The 17,837-nt window shown below is 71.9% G+C and carries 11 protein-coding genes; 5 read left to right on the forward strand and 6 right to left on the reverse strand.

All coding sequences use genetic code 11. The annotated features are described in order from the left end of the window. The first annotated feature begins 5 nt into the window (after positions 1 to 5). Complete coding sequence (locus ACWCP2_RS18985; RefSeq protein ID WP_450909725.1) at positions 6 to 776, forward strand: SDR family NAD(P)-dependent oxidoreductase; 771 nt, start codon at positions 6 to 8, stop codon at positions 774 to 776. Between the two features lie 37 nt (positions 777 to 813). Here the strand turns inward: ACWCP2_RS18985 and ACWCP2_RS18990 are convergent, their stop codons facing one another. Further along, positions 814 to 1,332 (reverse strand): DUF4240 domain-containing protein, encoded by a 519-nt coding sequence (locus tag ACWCP2_RS18990; RefSeq protein ID WP_266881731.1) that lies wholly within the window; start codon positions 1,330 to 1,332, stop codon positions 814 to 816. A gap of 156 nt (positions 1,333 to 1,488) precedes the next feature. Between ACWCP2_RS18990 and ACWCP2_RS18995 the strand changes: the two genes are divergently transcribed. Further along, positions 1,489 to 3,138 carry a protein kinase domain-containing protein gene (locus ACWCP2_RS18995; protein ID WP_450909726.1) on the forward strand — a complete coding sequence of 550 codons (1,650 nt, stop codon included), beginning with the start codon at positions 1,489 to 1,491 and terminating at the stop codon, positions 3,136 to 3,138. A 55-nt stretch (positions 3,139 to 3,193) separates the two neighbouring features. Here ACWCP2_RS18995 and aceE read toward each other — a convergent pair whose 3' ends face one another. From aceE to ACWCP2_RS19020, 5 genes are all read right to left on the reverse strand, one after another. Beyond that, positions 3,194 to 5,878: a pyruvate dehydrogenase (acetyl-transferring), homodimeric type gene (gene aceE / locus ACWCP2_RS19000; RefSeq protein ID WP_450909727.1), complete on the reverse strand. Its 2,685-nt coding sequence runs from the start codon at positions 5,876 to 5,878 to the stop codon at positions 3,194 to 3,196. A gap of 244 nt (positions 5,879 to 6,122) precedes the next feature. After that, entirely contained in the window at positions 6,123 to 6,746 is a 624-nt protein-coding gene (locus ACWCP2_RS19005; RefSeq protein ID WP_450909757.1) for a GntR family transcriptional regulator, read from the reverse strand. A gap of 232 nt (positions 6,747 to 6,978) precedes the next feature. Continuing rightward, complete coding sequence (gene sucB / locus ACWCP2_RS19010) at positions 6,979 to 8,775, reverse strand: 2-oxoglutarate dehydrogenase, E2 component, dihydrolipoamide succinyltransferase (RefSeq protein ID WP_450909728.1); 1,797 nt, start codon at positions 8,773 to 8,775, stop codon at positions 6,979 to 6,981. A gap of 54 nt (positions 8,776 to 8,829) precedes the next feature. Further along, a complete protein-coding gene (gene lpdA / locus ACWCP2_RS19015; protein WP_250742547.1) occupies positions 8,830 to 10,218 on the reverse strand; it encodes a dihydrolipoyl dehydrogenase in 1,389 nt (462 codons plus the stop codon). A 296-nt stretch (positions 10,219 to 10,514) separates the two neighbouring features. Next, complete coding sequence (locus ACWCP2_RS19020) at positions 10,515 to 12,050, reverse strand: leucyl aminopeptidase (protein WP_450909729.1); 1,536 nt, start codon at positions 12,048 to 12,050, stop codon at positions 10,515 to 10,517. A 345-nt stretch (positions 12,051 to 12,395) separates the two neighbouring features. Between ACWCP2_RS19020 and ACWCP2_RS19025 the strand changes: the two genes are divergently transcribed. The 3 genes from ACWCP2_RS19025 (at position 12,396) to ACWCP2_RS19035 (ending at position 17,828) form a co-directional block, all read left to right on the forward strand. Beyond that, positions 12,396 to 14,420, forward strand: coding sequence for a hypothetical protein (locus ACWCP2_RS19025; protein WP_450909730.1), 2,025 nt, complete (start codon positions 12,396 to 12,398; stop codon positions 14,418 to 14,420). A 265-nt stretch (positions 14,421 to 14,685) separates the two neighbouring features. After that, positions 14,686 to 16,200, forward strand: coding sequence for a GT4 family glycosyltransferase PelF (gene pelF, locus ACWCP2_RS19030; RefSeq protein WP_450909731.1), 1,515 nt, complete (start codon positions 14,686 to 14,688; stop codon positions 16,198 to 16,200). Next, positions 16,197 to 17,828, forward strand: coding sequence for a hypothetical protein (locus tag ACWCP2_RS19035; protein ID WP_450909732.1), 1,632 nt, complete (start codon positions 16,197 to 16,199; stop codon positions 17,826 to 17,828). The genes pelF and ACWCP2_RS19035 overlap by 4 nt, the downstream gene beginning before the upstream one ends. Positions 17,829 to 17,837: the final 9 nt, after the last annotated feature.

Here is a 17,837-nt window from a genome sequence, read left to right on the forward strand (position 1 = left end):
TTCCCATGAACCGTTACGAAGGACGACGCGTCCTCATCACCGGCGGCGGCTCCGGCATCGGCCAGGCCGCCGTCCACCGCATCCTCTCCGAGGGCGGCCGGGTCCACACCGTGGACGTCAACGAAGCCGGCCTCAAGGCCACCGCCGACCGCGCGGCCGCCGACGGGCACGCCGACCGCCTCACCACCGCGGTCCTCGACATATCCGACGAGGCCGCCGTCAAGCTGGGCATCGCCGCCGCCGTCGACGCCCTCACCGGCATCGACGTCCTGGTCAACGCCGCGGGCATCCTGCGTTCCTCGCACACCCATGCGACCACGCTGGAATTCTGGAACAAGATCATCGCGGTGAACCTGACCGGAACCTTCCTGGTCATCCGCGAGTCGCTCCCCGCGCTGCTGGCGGGCGAGCAGCCGGTCGTCGTCAACTTCAGCTCCACCTCGGCGTCCTTCGCCCACCCCTACATGTCCGCCTACGCGGCCAGCAAGGGCGGCATCCAGTCCATGACGCACGCGCTCGCCGCCGAGTACAGCAAGCAGGGGCTGCGCTTCGTCTCGGTCGCGCCCGGCTCCATCGAGAGCGGCATGACCACCGGCAACGGCCCCGGCCTGCCCGAGGACACCGACTGGAGCCTGTTCGCCAAGCTCGCCCCGGCCCTCGGCCAGGGCTTCGCCGGCCCGCAGGCGGTCGCCGGCGTCGTCGCCATGCTGGGCTCCGAGGACGGCTCCTTCATCACCGGTACGGAGATCCGTATCGACGGCGGCACGCACTACTGAGGCGACGCGGGCGCGGCAGTCCCGCGCCAGTCCCGCATCAGCCCCTGAAGCGGTCCCACAGCCGGGGGAAGCGCTCCGCGAGCACGGCTTCGTTCTCGAAGTCCAGCGCAGCGCCCTCCGGCTCCGCGGGCTGCAGCGGGATCCCCAGATCCGGCGCGACCGACCCGGTCAGCTGCTCGTACGCCTCGTCCGCCGCGTACCCCAGCTCCTCGCCGTCCCCGTCGATCTCCTCGTCGAACTCGTCGAGGAGCTCCGCGAGCTGGTCCGGATCGTGCACCCCGCCCTCGAAGACCTCCCGGCCCTGGCCGATCAGCCAGCACCGGAAGTAGTCGAACGCGTCGTCGCTGGCCCCGTCGAGCAGCACCCACGCGGCGCCCCACAGGTCCCAGGTGTACGCCCGGTTGTACCGCGACTCGAAATGCCGCGCGAAGTCCAGGACGGAGTCCGGGTCGAGCTGTGCCAGCCGCTCCACGAGCAGCTCGGCGTGTTCCTCGGGGTCGCCCTCGGCGGCCTCGCGGGTACGGTCGACCATCTCCCAGAACTCCGTCTCGTCCATCACCGCTCAAGCATCACGGGTCCACCCCCTCACCGCCACCGCGCGTGCCGCGAAAGGCCGGTGCACGCCCCCCGCACGGCCCCGCCCATGGGGCCGAACTCCGCCGTTCGGGCGCCATACTCGAGAAGAGGTGGCCGGCGGGGTGGGGAGGCGCGGGTGCAGGACGAGTTGCTCGGGGACAGGTACCGGCTGGAGCAGTGCCTCGGCAGTGGGGGGATGGGCCAGGTCTGGGGTGCGTTCGACCACCGGCTCCAGCGGCCGGTCGCGGTCAAGTTGGTCCCCGCGGGGCCCGGGCCGCAGGGCGTCGTGGTGGAGCGGCGGTTCGTCCGCGAGGTGTTCACCGGCGCGGGGTTCCCGAGCCCGTACACCGTGACGGTCCACGACTGGGGCGAGGCGGTGTGGGCGGGCCGCAGCCACTACTACCTCGTCATGGAGCGCCTCGACGGCCGCACCCTCGCCGAGGAGTTCCGCGCGACGCCCCGGCCGTCCTGGCGGAAGGTGGTGCACTGGTCCTCCCGGATCGCCTCCGCGCTCGCCGCGGCGCACGCGCGCGGGATCGTGCACCGCGACATCAAGCCGCAGAACGTCGTCATCACTGCCGACGGGCGGGTCAAGGTGCTTGATTTCGGCATAGCCGCGTTCCTCGGGGACACCCACCGCCTGTCCGCCCTGACACCGGACGGCAGGGCGATGTGCACCCCCCAGTACGCGTCTCCGGAGCAGTGCCGGGGAGAGAAGGGGATCGGGCCCCCGTCCGACCTCTACAGCCTGGGCGTCGTCATGTACGAGGGACTCGCGAGCGCCCCTCCCTTCACCGCTGACACCCACCACGGGCTGATCTACCAGCAGGTCCACGCCGAGGTACCACCCCTGGGCAAGGCCGCGGAGGGGGTCCCGTACCGCATCGAGGACCTGGTCATGAGGCTGCTGGCGAAGGAGCCCGGCGCGCGGCCCGCGGACGCCGACACGGTCGTGCGGGAGCTCCGGGCGGTCCGCCGGGCGCGGCAGCGGCGCGAGTCGGCCACGATCCTGCGTCGGCGCACGGCCCTGGCGGCCCGGACGGAGGCCGCCGCCCGGTCCCGGGCGGCGGCCCTGACCGACCAGGCCCTGCTGGACTCCGCCGTGATCCGCGCGCAGGCCCAGCGGCTTCGGGTGGGAGCCAGGAGGGACGCCGAGGAGGCGGAGCTGCGGCGGCGGGAGGCGGAGCTCCTCCTGAAGGAGACCCGGGCGAGGATGGACCGGGCCACGGCCGACCTCGAGTGGACGCTGCACGATCGGCGGGCGGAGGCCGACCGCGAGCTGGCCGACCGGCGGGCCGCGGTCGAGGAGGAGCTCGTCGAGGTGCGCGAGCGGGCCGAGCGGGACAGCACAGAGGCGGAGCGGGACCGGGCCGATGCCGGGCGGGAGCGCGCGGAGGCCGAGCGGGACCGGGCGAACGCGGTGCACGAGGCCGACCGGGCGCTCGCCGCAGCGGCGGACGAGACGCGCGAGATGCTGGCCAGGGCCTCGCGGCGGTCCCGCGAGGTGGTGACCGAGGCCCTTGGCCGGGCCGAGCGCCTGCGGGCCGAATCGGCACGGGAGCAAGCCGCGATCGATGCGGAGCGCGCGGAGCTCGCGGACCGCCTGGACTCCCTGCGCGACCGGCTGCTCGCGCCGCCCCGCGGCGGCCGCGGCGGAGCCGTTCCCGAGGCGCGGTCCGGCGGGGGCGCCGGGGTGGCATGGGACCCGGAGGCGGACGACGACCTGGCCGCGCGGCGGGCGCGGCTCGCGGCGCACGGGGCCAGGAACGTTCCGGGAACGCCGTGAGGCGGCCCGCCCCCAGGGGACGGACCGCCTCACGGTCGTTCGGTGCGCGGGGGCCTTACAGGCCGTAGCGCTCCCGGGCCTCCTTGATGGAGGACGCCGGGACCTCGCCGCGGCGGGCGAGCTGGGCCAGCGCGGCCACCACGATGGACTGGGCGTCGACACCGAAGTGGCGGCGGGCACCCTCGCGGGTGTCGGAGAGACCGAAGCCGTCCGTGCCCAGCGAGGTGTAGTCCTGCTCGACCCACTGGCTGATCTGGTCCGGGACCTGGCGCATCCAGTCGGAGACGGCGAGCACCGGGCTGGTGACGCCTTCCAGGGCGCGGGTGACGAACGGGGTGCGCAGCTCTCCCCGCAGGAGGGCCTCGTCGCACTCCAGCGCGTCGCGGCGCAGCTCGCCCCAGGAGGTGGCGGACCAGACGTCGGCGGCCACGTTCCAGTCGGCGGCGAGCAGCTTCTGCGCGTCCAGGGCCCAGTGGATGGCCGTACCGGAGGCCATCAGCTGGATCTTCGGGGCGTCGGCGGCCGGGGCCGCCTCCGCCAGGTCCGCCGCCGTGTTGAAGCGGTAGAGACCGCGCAGGATGCCCTCTTCCACGCCCTCGGGCATGGCCGGCTGCGGCTTCGGCTCGTTGTAGACCGTCAGGTAGTAGAAGACGTCTTCCGGCTTCTCGCCGTACATCCGGCGCAGACCGTCCTTGACGATCACCGCGATCTCGTACGCGAAGGCCGGGTCGTAGTTGAGCGACGCCGGGTTCGTGGACGCGATCAGGTGCGAGTGGCCGTCCGCGTGCTGCAGGCCCTCACCGGTCAGCGTGGTGCGGCCGGCGGTGGCGCCGACGATGAAGCCCTTGCCGAGCTGGTCGGCGAGCTGCCACATCTGGTCGGCGGTGCGCTGCCAGCCGAACATCGAGTAGAAGATGTAGAACGGGATCATCGGCTCGCCGTGCGTCGCGTACGACGTACAGGCGGCGATGAAGTCGGCCATGGCGCCGGCCTCGGTGATCCCCTCGTTGAGGATCTGGCCGTCCTTGGCTTCCTTGTAGTACATGAGCTGGTCGCGGTCGACCGGCTCGTACGTCTGGCCCAGCGGCGAGTAGATGCCGGCCGACGGGAAGAGGGACTCCATGCCGAAGGTGCGGGCCTCGTCGGGGACGATCGGCACCCAGCGCTTGCCGGTCTCCTTGTCCCGCATCAGGTCCTTGACGAGCCGGACGAAGGCCATGGTGGTGGCCATCTCCTGCTTGCCGGAGCCCTTGAGCAGCGGGGCGAAGGAACGGTCCGCCGGAGCCGGCAGGGCCACGTGCTTGACCTTGCGGGCCGGGGCCGGGCCGCCGAGCGCCGCGCGGCGCTCGTTCAGGTACTGGACCTCGGGGCTGTTCGCGCCCGGGTGGCCGTACGGGACCTGGCCGTCGGCGAAGGCGCTGTCCGGGATCGGGAGGCCAAGGAGGTCACGCATGTCCTTGAACTCGTCGATCGTCAGCTTCTTCATCTGGTGGTTCGCGTTCTTCGACTCGAACCCGGCGCCCAGCGTGTAGCCCTTGACGGTCTGCGCGAGGATGACCGTCGGAGCACCCTTGTGCTCCAGCGCGGCCTTGTACGCGGCGTAGACCTTGCGGGGCTCGTGGCCGCCGCGGGAGGTGTGGAAGCACTCGGCGATCTTCGCGTCGGAGAGCACACCGGCCAGCTGCACGAGCTCGGCGTTGGCGCCGAAGAAGTGCTGGCGGATGTAGGCCACGTCGCGGGTCGCGTACGTCTGGAACTGCGCGTCGGGTACCTCGCGCAGGCGGCGTACCAGGGCGCCCGTGGTGTCGAGCTGGAACAGCTCGTCCCAGGCGGAGCCCCACAGCGACTTGATGACGTTCCAGCCGGCGCCGCGGAACTGGGCTTCCAGCTCCTGCACGACGCGGAAGTTCGCGCGGACCGGACCGTCGAGGCGCTGCAGGTTGCAGTTGATGACGAAGGTCAGGTTGTCGAGCTGCTCGCGGGAGGCCAGGGCCAGGGCGGCGGTCGACTCGGGCTCGTCCATCTCGCCGTCGCCCAGGAAGGCCCAGACGTGCGAGTTGGCGGTGTCCTTGATGCTCCGGTTCTGCAGGTAGCGGTTGAAGCGCGCCTGGTAGATCGCGGAGAGCGGGCCGAGGCCCATGGAGACCGTCGGGAACTCCCACAGCCACGGCAGGCGCCGCGGGTGCGGGTAGGACGGCAGGCCGTTGCCGCCGGACTCCTGGCGGAACTTGTCGAGCTGCTGCTCGGAGATCCGGCCGTCGAGGAAGGCGCGGGCGTAGATGCCGGGGGAGGCGTGGCCCTGGATGTAGAGCTGGTCGCCCGATCCGTCGGCCTCCTTCCCGCGGAAGAAGTGCTGGAAGCCGGTCTCGTACAGCCACGCGGCGGAGGCGAAGGTGGCGATGTGGCCGCCGACGCCGTACTTGGAGCCGCGGGTCACCATGGCGGCCGCGTTCCAGCGGTTCCAGGCGGTGATGCGGGCTTCCATCGCCTCGTCACCGGGGAACTCAGGCTCCGCGGCGGTGGGGATGGTGTTGACGTAGTCCGTCTCGAGCAGCTTCGGCAGCGCGAGGCCGGCGGCCTCGGCGTGCTGGAGCGTACGACGGAGCAGGTACTCGGCGCGGCGCGTACCGGCGGCCTTGGCGACGGCGTCGAGCGAGGCCGCCCATTCGGCGGTCTCCTCGGTGTCGCGGTCCGGGAGCTGGTCGAGCTCGCTCGGAAGCTTTCCTACGGGGTCGGACATCGGTGTGCGCCGCCTTCCGGACAAAGGAGAGGTGGTGAAGAAATCCCTGACGGGCAGGACAGGGTCGTTGGACCCGGGTGGGGTCCGCGGATGACTGTAAGGCGCTGATCGATGATCGATCAAATGAAAGTGATGAAGAAACGTCCATATGACAAAAGTCGGCACCGGGTGCCATGAAAATGGGCACCCAGTGCCGGGCAAAGCTGGACAAGACGGGCGCTCGACCGCGTCTCGAAGGGCGAGATCAGGCCCGCGGCGCGCACCCCAGAACATGCCGCTTCACGAGCAGACCGATGTCCGGGTCCTGGTTGCGGAAAGCGTCCACAAGGGCTTCGTGCTCCTCCGCGTAGGACTTCTGGACCGTTCCCAGCCACCGGATGGACAGGGCCGTGAAGACCTCGATGCCCAGGGACTCCCAGGTGTGCAGCAGCACGCTGTTCCCGGCCGCCCGCACCATCTCCCGGTGGAAGCCCACGGTGTGCCGCACCTGGGCCGTGCCGTCCGCGCTGCGGTCGGCCTCCCACAGGGCCGCCACGTGCGGTTCCAGGGCCGCGCAGTCGCGCGCCAGCCGGGGCGCGGCCAGCTCGGCCGCGATCTGCTCCAGGCCCGCCCGGACCGGATAGATCTCCTCCAGGTCCGCCGCCGACAGGTTCCGTACGCGCACGCCCTTGTTCGGCGCCGACTCGATCAGCCGCAGCGTCTCCAGCTCGCGAAGGGCCTCGCGCACGGGGGTTTGGCTGACCTCCAGCTCCACCGCGATCCGGCGCTCCACGATCCGCTCACCGGGCTTCCAGCGCCCGCTGACGATCCCCTCCACGATGTGCTCGCGGATCTGCTCGCGCAGCGAGTGCACGACGGGTGGGGTGATCATCGGGGCTTCATCTCCTGAGGGGTGTGCAGGGGCATGCGGGGCCTTGATGCGTAGACAATACGGCGGTGCCGCTCGTCGCGATGCGTTCCTGGTCAGAGGCGCAGCGTGAGGCTGGTTACAGCCGTCAACCGGAGGGGCCCAGGGTACGACGACGGCGCCCCCGCCCGGGACGTGCATCCCGGGCGGGGGCGCCGTGCGCGACAGGGGCGAACCGCTGCCGCGATGAGCCTTACAGGCCGAGCTCGACCTCGAACTCGCCGGCCTCGAGGATCGCCTTGACGGCCGAGAGGTACCGGGCCGCGTCCGCGCCGTCCACCAGGCGGTGGTCGTAGGACAGGGTCAGGTACGTCATGTCGCGGATGCCGATGTTCGTGCCCTCGGCGGTCTCGATGACCACCGGGCGCTTGACCGTCGCGCCGATGCCCAGGATGGCGACCTGGTTCGGGGGCACGATGACCGTGTCGAACAGCGCACCGCGCGAGCCGGTGTTGCTGATGGTGAAGGTCGCGCCCGACAGCTCGTCCGGCGTGATCTTGTTGCCGCGGACCTTGGAGGCCAGGTCGGCGGTCGCCTTGGAGATGCCCGCCAGGTTGAGGTCACCGGCACCCTTGATGACCGGGGTCATCAGGCCCTTCTCGGAGTCCACGGCGATGCCGATGTTCTCCGAGTCGAAGTAGGTGATGGTGCCCTCGTCCTCGTTGATCCGGGCGTTGACGACCGCGTGGGCCTTCAGCGCCTGGGCCGCGGCCTTGACGAAGAACGGCATCGGGGACAGCTTGACGCCCTCGCGGGCGAGGAAGCCGGCCTTGGCCTTCTCGCGCAGCTTCATGATCTTGGTGATGTCCACCTCGACCACGGAGCTGAGCTGCGCCTGCGAGTGCAGGGCCTTCATCATGTTGTCGCCGATGACCTTGCGCATGCGGGTCATCTTGACGGTCTGGCCGCGCAGCTCGGAGACCGCGGCGGCCGGAGCCTTGGCGGCGGGAGCGGGAGCGGCAGCGGCCGGAGCCGGGGCGGCAGCGGCGGCCTTGGCGGCCTCGGCGGCGGCCAGGACGTCCTGCTTGCGGATGCGGCCACCGACACCGGTGCCCGAGACCGCGGACAGGTCGACGCCGGACTCCGTGGCGAGCTTGCGCACCAGCGGGGTCACGTACGCGCCCTCGTCACCGGCGGAAGCCGGGGCGGCGGGGGCGGCCGGAGCGACCGGAGCCGGAGCGGCGACCGGGGCCGGGGCGGCGACGGGCGCCGGAGCGGCAACCGGGGCCGGAGCGGCAACGGGAGCGGCCGGGGCGACCGGAGCCGGAGCGGCCACGGGAGCCGGGGCGGCAACCGGAGCCGGAGCGGCGGCCGGAGCCGGGGCGGCGGCGGCCGGAGCGGCCGCGGGAGCCGCGCCCGCCGCGCCGATGACGGCCAGACGCGCGCCGACCTCGGCGTTCTCGTCCTCGGCGACCAGGATCTCCAGCAGGACGCCGGCGACCGGGGCGGGGATCTCGGTGTCGACCTTGTCGGTCGAGACCTCCAGCAGCGGCTCGTCGGCCTCGACCGACTCGCCGACCTGCTTCAGCCAGCGGGTGACGGTGCCCTCGGTGACGGACTCGCCCAGAGCGGGGAGCACGACATCGGTGCCGGAGGCGGCCGGGGCCTCGGCGGCCGGAGCCGCGGGGGCCTCGGCGGCGGGAGCCGGAGCGGCCGGAGCCTCAGCGGCCGGAGCCTCAGCGGCCGGAGCCTCGGCGGCAGGGGCCGCGGGGGCCTCGGCGGCCGGAGCCTCGGCAGCGGGCGGCGCGCCCGAACCGTCGTCGATGACGGCCAGCTCGGCGCCGACCTCGACGGTCTCGTCCTCGGCGACCTTGATGGAGGCCAGGATGCCCGACACGGGGGACGGGATCTCGGTGTCGACCTTGTCGGTCGAGACCTCGAGCAGCGGCTCGTCGGCCTCGACGCGCTCGCCCTCGGCCTTCAGCCAACGGGTGACAGTGCCCTCAGTGACGCTCTCACCGAGCGCCGGAAGGGTTACGGAAACCGACATGGTTTCAGTTGCTCCTAACGAATGTGCGGAAGTGGTCGTCGCGCCCAGTGACGATTAGTCGTGTGCGTGCAGCGGCTTGCCGGCGAGTGCCAGGTGGGCCTCGCCCATCGCCTCGTTCTGCGTGGGGTGCGCGTGGATGAGCTGCGCGACCTCGGCCGGCAGTGCTTCCCAGTTGTAGATCAGCTGGGCTTCGCCGACCTGCTCGCCCATCCGGTCACCGACCATGTGGACGCCGACCACGGCACCGTCCTTGACCTGGACGAGCTTGATCTCGCCCGCGGTCTTCAGGATCTTGCTCTTGCCGTTGCCCGCCAGGTTGTACTTGAGGGCCACGACCTTGTCCGCGCCGTAGATCTCCTTGGCCTTGGCCTCGGTGATGCCGACGGAGGCGACCTCGGGGTGGCAGTACGTGACGCGCGGCACACCGTCGTAGTCGATCGGGACGGCCTTGAGGCCGGCCAGACGCTCCGCGACCAGGATGCCCTCGGCGAAGCCGACGTGCGCGAGCTGGAGGGTCGGGGCGAGGTCGCCGACGGCCGAGATGGTCGGCACGTTGGTCTGCATGTACTCGTCGACCACGACGTAGCCGCGGTCCATCGCGACGCCCTGCTCCTCGTAGCCCAGGCCCTGGGAGACGGGACCGCGGCCGATCGCGACCAGCAGCACCTCCGCCTCGAAGGTCTTGCCGTCGGCGAGGGTGACGCGCACACCGTTCTCGGTGTACTCGGCCTTGTCGAAGAAGGTGCCGAGGTTGAACTTGATGCCCCGCTTGCGGAACGCGCGCTCCAGCAGCTTGGAGCTGTTCTCGTCCTCGACCGGCACGAGGTGCTTGAGGCCCTCGACGATGGTGACGTCGGTGCCGAAGGACTTCCACGCCGAGGCGAACTCGACGCCGATGACGCCGCCGCCCAGGACGATGGCGGACTCCGGCACGCGGTCCAGGACCAGCGCGTGGTCCGAGGAGATGATGCGGTTGCCGTCGATGTTCAGGCCCGGCAGCGAGCGCGGCACGGAGCCGGTCGCCAGGAGCACGTGGCGCCCCTGGATGCGCTGGCCGTTCACGTCGACGGACGTCGGCGAGGAGAGGCGGCCCTCACCCTCGATGTAGGTCAGCTTGCGGGAGGCGACAAGACCCTGCAGGCCCTTGTACAGGCCCGCGATGATGTCGTCCTTGTACTTGTGCACACCCGCGATGTCGATGCCCTCGAAGGTGGCCTTGACACCGAACTGGGCGGCTTCGCGGGCCTGGTCCGCGATCTCGCCCGCGTGCAGCAGAGCCTTCGTGGGGATGCAGCCGTTGTGCAGGCAGGTGCCGCCGAGCTTGTTCTTCTCGATCAGGGCAACGTCCAGACCCAGCTGGGATGCGCGCAGTGCCGCGGCGTAACCGCCACTGCCGCCGCCGAGGATCACTAGGTCGAAAACGGTGCTGGCGTCGTTCGCCACGTCACGTCCTCCATGCATGTGCGCCGAGCACCGGTCCTCTGTGACCGGGCGGCGGCTGGTATACGGCCGCTTTTTCTTCGGCCCTGTGGTGGGGGCCCTGTCCTGCCGAGAACCCATCTTCGCATTTGTCGGCGGAACGCGGGACGCCGGGCCTGCCCTGGGACAGGTCGTTCTGCCCGAACCGGGGGTTACCGCAGCGTAGAAACCTACGGATTTCGTTGGCAGCGAACAGGCCCCGGCCGCGATCAGAAAATCTGATCACGGCCGGGGCCCGTGTGGAGCCGGTCTGCCGGGTGTCAGCCCAGGTCGCCCGTGGCCGTGCGCTCGGCCAGCCGGACCAGGGTGCGGACGGCGGAACCGGTGCCGCCCTTGGGGGTGTAGCCGTACGGGGCGCCCTCGTGGAAGGCGGGGCCCGCGATGTCGAGGTGGGCCCAGGTGATGCCCTCGCCGACGAACTCCTGGAGGAAGAGGCCGGCGACCAGGCCGCCGCCCATCCGGACACCCATGTTGGCGATGTCGGCGGTGGGGGAGTCCATGGACTTGCGCAGGTCCTCGGGGAGCGGCATCGGCCAGGAGGACTCGCCGACCTCCTCGGCGATCTCGTGGATCGAGGTGCGGAAGGCGTCGTCGTTCGCCATGATCCCGAAGGTGCGGTCGCCCAGGGCCATCACCATGGCGCCGGTCAGGGTCGCCACGTCGACGATCGCGTCCGGGTTCTCCTCGGAGGCCTTGGTCAGCGCGTCGCCCAGGACCAGGCGGCCCTCGGCGTCCGTGTTGAGCACCTCGACCGTCTTGCCGCTGTACATGCGCAGCACGTCGCCGGGCTTGGTGGCGGAGCCGGAGGGCATGTTCTCGGCGAGCGCGAGCCAGCCGGTGACGTTGACCTGGAGGCCCAGCTTGGCGGCCGCGACGACGGAGGCGAAGACGGCGGCGGCGCCGGCCATGTCGCACTTCATCGTCTCGTTGTGGCCGGCCGGCTTCAGGGAGATGCCGCCGGAGTCGTAGGTGATGCCCTTGCCGACGAAGGCGAGGGTCTTCTCCGCCTTGGCGTGGGTGTAGCTGAGCTTCACCAGGCGCGGCGGGTTCTCGGAGCCCTTGCCGACGCCCATGATGCCGCCGTAGCCACCCTTGACCAGGGCCTTCTCGTCCAGGACCTGGACCTTGATGCCGTTCTCCTTGGCGGCCGCGCCGGCGACCGCGGCGAAGGCCTCGGGGGTCAGGTCGTTCGGCGGGGTGTTGACGAGGTCACGGGCGATGTTGATCTCGGTCGCCAGGATCGTGGCGCGCTCGGCCGCGGCCTTGTGCTCCTTGTCGCGCGGCTTGGCGCCGAGCAGGGCGATCTCCGCGAGCGGCTGCTTCGGGCCGCCGTTCTTGGAGCCGGCGGCCTTCTTCTCGCCGCCCTGGTAGGCGGTGAAGGCGTACGCGCCCAGCAGCGCGCCCTCGGCCACGGCCGTGACGGCGGAGGCGTCGTCGAGGGGGAGCGCGAAGGCGGCCTTCTTGGTGCCGTGCAGGGCACGGGCGGCGGCGCCGGCGGCGCGGCGCAGCGCCTCCTCGTCGTAGGACTCGTCGGTGTCGGGGAGGGCGCCCAGTCCGACCGCCAGCACGACCGGGACCTTGAGGCCGTCCGGCGCCGGCAGCTTGGTGGTCTCGCCTTCGGCGCCCGAGGCACCGAGGGCTTCGAGCACGGCGGCGAGCTTGCCGTCGTACGCCTTGTCCACGGCCTCGGCGCCCGCGGCGACGACGGGGCCCTTGGGGCCCTTGGCCACGCCGACGACGAGGGCGTCGGCGCGCAGCGTCGCCGGTCCGGCAGTGCTGAGAGTCAGAGCAGTCACGGTGGTGAATTCTCGCTTCCGTTTTGGTGGTGTGGGCCGAGTGGGTGGACGGCCGTCCGTAGCGATCGTATTCGGGCCCGATGGCCGCCGGAAACGAGCCTACGCGCACGCACTCGTCCGCACGTCACTCGAAGGTTTGGCAAGTTGTTCGATCACGTGGCCATCGGGTTCACCCATCTGTGGCCTCTGTTCCACGTTTGCCCCTCCGGCCCCATGAGGTCCGAAACACTCGGACCACTCTCGCAAGGGGACGCGGGGTTCCTTTGCATCATTTCCACAGAAGCCTCCCCGGTCCGGCCCATGGCCGTGGACCGAAGTCGAGGATCTGCGGGGGGAAAGGCCGAAATGGTCCACAAGAACCGGATGAACAGGCTCGCCGCCGTCTGCCTCGCGGCCGCCATAGCATCCGTCGCAGTACCCGGAGCGGCCGCGCACGCGGCCGTGACTCCGCGCATCGACCTGCGGGTGCTCGTCGTCGACGACGGAGGGTCCTCGGTCGAGGCGATCACGGCGGAACTCCGCGACACGGGCGTTCCGTACACCCGCGTCGACCTGGGCAGCGGCAGCCGGCCGGTCGTCAACGCGGCCTTCCTCGCCGACACCGTCGACGGCCGGCCGCGCGCCAAGTTCCAGGGCGTGGTGCTGCCGAACGAGAACCCGTTCGGGGCGGGCTCGGCCGAGATGGCCGCGCTCACCGCGTACGAGACGGCGTACGGGATCCGCCAGGTCGACGCGTACACCTGGGCGCACCCGGAAGTCGGCCTGGAGTACACCGACAACGGCGGCTACAGCGGCACCCTGGACGGCACGCAGGCCGCCGTCACCACCGCCGGCAAGGCCGGCCCCTTCGGCTACCTCGGGGGGCAGGTGGCCTTCGAGGACAACTCGCCGCTGATCCCCGAGAGCTACGGGTTCATGGCCAGGCCGCGCACCGGCTACACCAGTTACCTCGACGCCCCGGTCGGCTCCGGACGGGCCTCGCTCGTCGGCGAGTACACCCACGACGGGCGCAGCGAACTGGTCGTCACCTTCGGCTACAACCAGTACCAGCAGCAGTTCCGGCTGCTGGCCCGCGGCATCGTCGAGTGGGTCACCCAGGGCGTCCACCTCGGCCAGGAGCGCAACTACTTCGCGGTCCACGTCGACGACGTCTTCGCTCCCGACGCCCGCTGGAACAAGGACCTGAACTGCACGCCGGGCGACTACGCCTGCGCCGGCGGCGAGGGCCTGGAGTCCACGATCCGGATGACGGCCGCCGACGCCCAGTACCTGGCGCAGTGGCAGACGTCCAAGGACTTCAAGCTCGACCTGCTCTTCAACGCGGGCGCGGGGGAGGAGTGGAAGGCCGAGAACGGCAACACCGACGCCCTCACCGCGCAGCTGATCGCCGACCGGGCGAAGTACCGGTGGATGAACCACACCTACACCCACCCCTTCCTCGGCTGCGTCCAGGACACCACCACCGTCCCGTGGACCTGTACGAAGAACAGCGCCGGCGCGATCAACTACATGAGCCGCGCCGAGATCTCCGCGCAGATCCGGGACAACAACAACTGGGCCGCCGCCAAGGGCATCACCACCGACCGCACCGAGCTGGTCACCGGTGAGCACTCCGGCCTCAAGACGCTTCCGCAGCAGCCCCAGGACAACCCCAACCTGGCCGGCGCGCTCGCCGACAACGGCGTGAAGTGGGCGGGCAGCGACAACTCCCGCGAGCCCGTGCAGCGGCCCGTGGGCGCCGCGCTGACCGTCCCCCGGTACCCGATGAACGTGTACTACAACACCGGCACCAACGCCGAGATGGCCGACGAGTACAACTGGATCTACACCAGCCGGGCCGACGGCGGCAGCGGCATCTGCGAGGACAACCCCGGCACCTCCACCTGCCTGCCGGACCCGCTCGACGCCGCCACCGGCTACCTGGAATACATCGTCCCGGCCGAGGCCAGGACCGCCCTGCGGCACGTCCTGAACAACGACCCGCGCCCGCACTACGTCCACCAGTCCAACCTCGCCGAGGACCGCACCCTCTACCCGGTGCTGAACCAGGTCATCGACGGCTACCGCACCCTCTACGCGCCCAGCGCGCCGCTCGTGAACCAGAGCATGAAGGACACCGGCGTCGAGCTCCAGCGCCGCGCGGCCTGGAACGCGGCGATCGCCGCCAACCAGGTCACCGCCTACCGCATCGGCAAGGACGTCACCGTCAAGGCGCCCTCCGGAGTGGTGGCCCCGGTCACCGCGCCCACCGGCACCAAGAAGCAGCTCCTGCTGGGCACCGCCGACTTCGGCACCGCCTACGCCGGCACCCGCTCCGCCTGGACGGCCCCCGAGCCGCTCCAGAGCGCCGTCACGCTGCGCATGCCGTGACGCCGCGCATGCCGGACGCCGCGCATGCCGTGACGCCGCGCATGCCGTGACGCCGCGCATGCCGTGAGGCCGCGCATGCCGTGACGCTCCGGACGCCTGAACTCCGGACCCGCACCGCGCTCCGGACCATCTGAGGCTCCGGACGCTCGACCCGCCCCGATCAGCCGGGCGGGCACGCAGAAGACAGCCACGCGTACCACCTAGCGCCGGCGCTCCGCGAACCACGGGCGCCGGCCCCTTTTCCGTCCTTGGGGGGACACACCGCATGAGCCATGGGCGCCATGTCACCATGCTCACCGAAGGCACCTACCCGCACGTCCACGGGGGCGTCAGCACATGGTGCGACCAACTGGTCCGCGGCATGCCGGAGGTCGACTTCAACGTCATAGCCCTGACCGGCTCCGGACGCGAGCCGGTCACCTGGGAACTGCCGCGCAACGTCTACCGCCACACCAGCGTTCCCCTCTGGGGCGCACCGCCGGCCCGCAGACTGGGCTCCGGCCTGCGCGGCAAGGCCGGACGCGCCTTCGCCGAGACCTACGAGACCTTCCTGCTCTCCCTGCTCGACCCCGCGCGCGGCGGATTCTCCGAATCCCTGCGCGAGCTGGCCCGCCTCGCCCGCTCCGGGCGCCTCGCCGCGGCCCTGCGCTCCGAGTCGGTGCTGCGTCTGCTGATGACCGTCTGGACCCGCCCCGGCCAGGTCACCGCGGCCGCCGGGCCCACCATCCACGACGCGCTCACCGCCACGGACCTGCTGGAACACGCACTGCGGCCGCTGTCCGTGCGGATCCCGCCCGACAGCGTCGCCCACGCCGTCAGCAGCGGACTGGCCACCCTGCCGGCGCTCGCCGCCAAGTACCTCGACGAGGTGCCGTTCCTCCTCACCGAGCACGGCATCTACCTGCGCGAGCGCTACCTCGGCTACCGCAGCGCCGAACAGCGCTGGCCCGTCAAGGCGCTCCTGCTCGGCTTCTACCGCGAGCTCAACACCGAGGGCTACCGCCAGGCCGACCTGATCACCCCGTGCAACCAGTACAACCGCCGCTGGGAGGAGCGCGGGGGCGCCGACTCCGAGCGGATCCGCACCGTCTACAACGGCGTCGACCCGCACGCCTTCCCCGAGGCCGGCCCCGAACCGGAGGTCCCCACCCTCAGCTGGTGCGGCCGCATCGACCCCATCAAGGACCTCGAAACCCTGATCCGGGCCTACGCGTTCATGCGCGAGGAGCTCCCCGCCCTGCGACTGCGCCTCTTCGGCCCGGTCCCGGCGGGCTGCGAGGACTACAAGCTGAAGCTGGAGAAGCTCGCCGCCGAACTGGGCGTGACCGACGGGATCACCTACGAGGGCCGCATCGACGACGTGGCCCGCGCCTACGGGGCCGGCTCCGTCGTGATGCTCTCCTCCATCAGCGAGGGCTTCCCCTTCTCCATCATCGAGGCCATGTCCTGCGGCCGCACCACCGTCTCCACCGACGTGGGCGGGGTCCGCGAGGCCGTCGGCGACACCGGGCTCGTCGTCCCGCCGCGCGAGCCCGAGACCATGGCCCGCGCCACCCTCGCCCTGCTCCGCGACGACGAACGCCGTGCGGAACTGGGCCGGATGTCCCGCAGGCGGGTGGTGGAGAAGTTCACCCTCCACCAGTCCGTGGACGGCTTCCGCCACATCTACCGCGAGCTCGCCGGCCAGCCCGTGCTGCCCGTCCACGTGGGCGACGAATGGACCCAGCGCCTCGCCGACCCGTGGTACAAGGAACTCGCCGCCGACGGGAGCCTGTGGTGAGCGGATCCCTCTGGCTCAAGCCCCCCGGCCCCGACGGGCCGTGGGTACCCGCCGGCCACGCCGCGTCCGCCGGCCGCGGCACCGCGCCCGCCGCGCCCACCTCCTCCACGGCCGGCGCCTCCGCGGCCGGCGCCCTGCCCGGCATCCCCCGGCCGCGCCGCGAAGGCGGCGACGGACCGGCCGCCGACCCGATGGACGAACTCGCGCAGCGCCTCGACGTGTTCATCGCCGCCGCCGTCCACCCCGACGAGATCGCCGCCGTCCTGGAATCCGACGGCATGACCGACGAGCACATCCGCCTCGCCTACGGACGCCAGGACTCCTTCGGCCTCGCCGAGGAGCTCTACGCCCGGGTGCCGCGCTCCTTCCCGGAGCCCGAGAAGGTCCCCGACCCCTGGAAGGTGCCCCTCACCGCCTGCCTCCTGCGCGGGGTGATCTTCGCCCTGCCCGGGCTCGCCTACCTGCTGGGCGCGCCCCTGCTGGACGGCCCCAAGGACCGGCTGGGGCTGCCCGCCGGAACCCTCACCCTGCTCGCCGGGGCGCTCATCGGCTGGGTCTGGGACCAGACCCTGTCCCACCGGGCGTACTCCTGGCTCGGCCTCGGCGACCGGGCCGCCGCCGGGCGGACCCTGCTCGCCGGAGCCCCCGCGGGGGCCCTCCTGGGGACCGCCGCCGCGCTCGCGGTACCCGGCGGGCCCCCCTTCTCCTACGCCTTCGCCGCCGGTCAGGCCCTGTACGTCGGGGCCGCCACCGTCCTGCTCGTCCTCGGGCGGGAGCGGCTGCTGCTCGCCGCCCTCGCCCCGATGGCCGCCGGGGCGCTGCTCACCCTCCTCGTGGAACTGCCCGTCCCGGTCAGGGTGTTCCTGCTGACGGCGTCCCTCCTGGCCGCCTGCGCCCTGGCCGTACGGGAACTGCCGATGGCCGAGGGCGTACGGACCCTCCTGCTCCGCGTCCGCGGCTGGACGGAGCACCGGCCGGGCCGGCGGGGCCCGGTGCGCTGGCAGATGCTGCGCGGCGCCGAGGAGGAGTACGCCCCGCGCGGACCCCGGCTCGGGGACTCCGTCCCCTACGGGGTGTTCGGCCTGGGCACCGGCCTGCTCGTGCTGTACGCCGCCCTGGGGGAGGTGCTCGCCGGCGGCCCCGCCGAGGCGGTCGCCGCCCCCTCGGCGGTGGCGCTCACCCTCAGCATGGGCCCCGCCGAATGGCTGCTCCACCGGTTCCGCAGCGGCAGCCTGGCCGGGCTGCGGGCGGCCCGCTCGCCCCGGCAGTTCTGGCTGCGGATGCTCTCCACCCTGGCCCGGTGCCTCGCCACCTACCTGGCGGTGCTGCTGGCCCTGGGCCTCACCGGAACCCTGCTCTGGCCCGGCGCGCCCGGTCTGACCGGGGTCCGGGGCGCCACCCTGCTGCTGCTCGGCGCCGTGATGTGGACCGGGCTGCTCCTGCAGTCCTTCGGGGCGGTCCGGCCCGCCGCGGTGGTCTGCGCCTCGGCCGCCGTCGCGCAGAGCCTGGCCCTGCTCCTGGGCCTCGGCCAGCCGCGCGCCGTCCAGCTGGCCGTCGCCGGGGCCGCGGCGCTCGCGCTGGGCACCCTGGTCTGCCTGCTGCTCGGCCGCGCCACCGCCCACCGCTGACGCCCGCGC

Source organism: Streptomyces sp. NPDC002104, assembly GCF_053593795.1.

Bases quoted from the DNA above. Each gene is read 5' to 3' on its own strand.
- ACWCP2_RS18990 (WP_266881731.1), bottom strand. From the start codon at position 1,332: ATGGACGAGACGGAGTTCTGGGAGATGGTCGACCGTACCCGCGAGGCC.
- aceE (WP_450909727.1), bottom strand. From the start codon at position 5,878: ATGTCCGACCCCGTAGGAAAGCTTCCGAGCGAGCTCGACCAGCTCCCG.
- sucB (WP_450909728.1), bottom strand. From the start codon at position 8,775: ATGTCGGTTTCCGTAACCCTTCCGGCGCTCGGTGAGAGCGTCACTGAG.
- pelF (WP_450909731.1), top strand. From the start codon at position 14,686: ATGAGCCATGGGCGCCATGTCACCATGCTCACCGAAGGCACCTACCCG.
- ACWCP2_RS18985 (WP_450909725.1), top strand. From the start codon at position 6: ATGAACCGTTACGAAGGACGACGCGTCCTCATCACCGGCGGCGGCTCC.
- ACWCP2_RS19025 (WP_450909730.1), top strand. From the start codon at position 12,396: ATGGTCCACAAGAACCGGATGAACAGGCTCGCCGCCGTCTGCCTCGCG.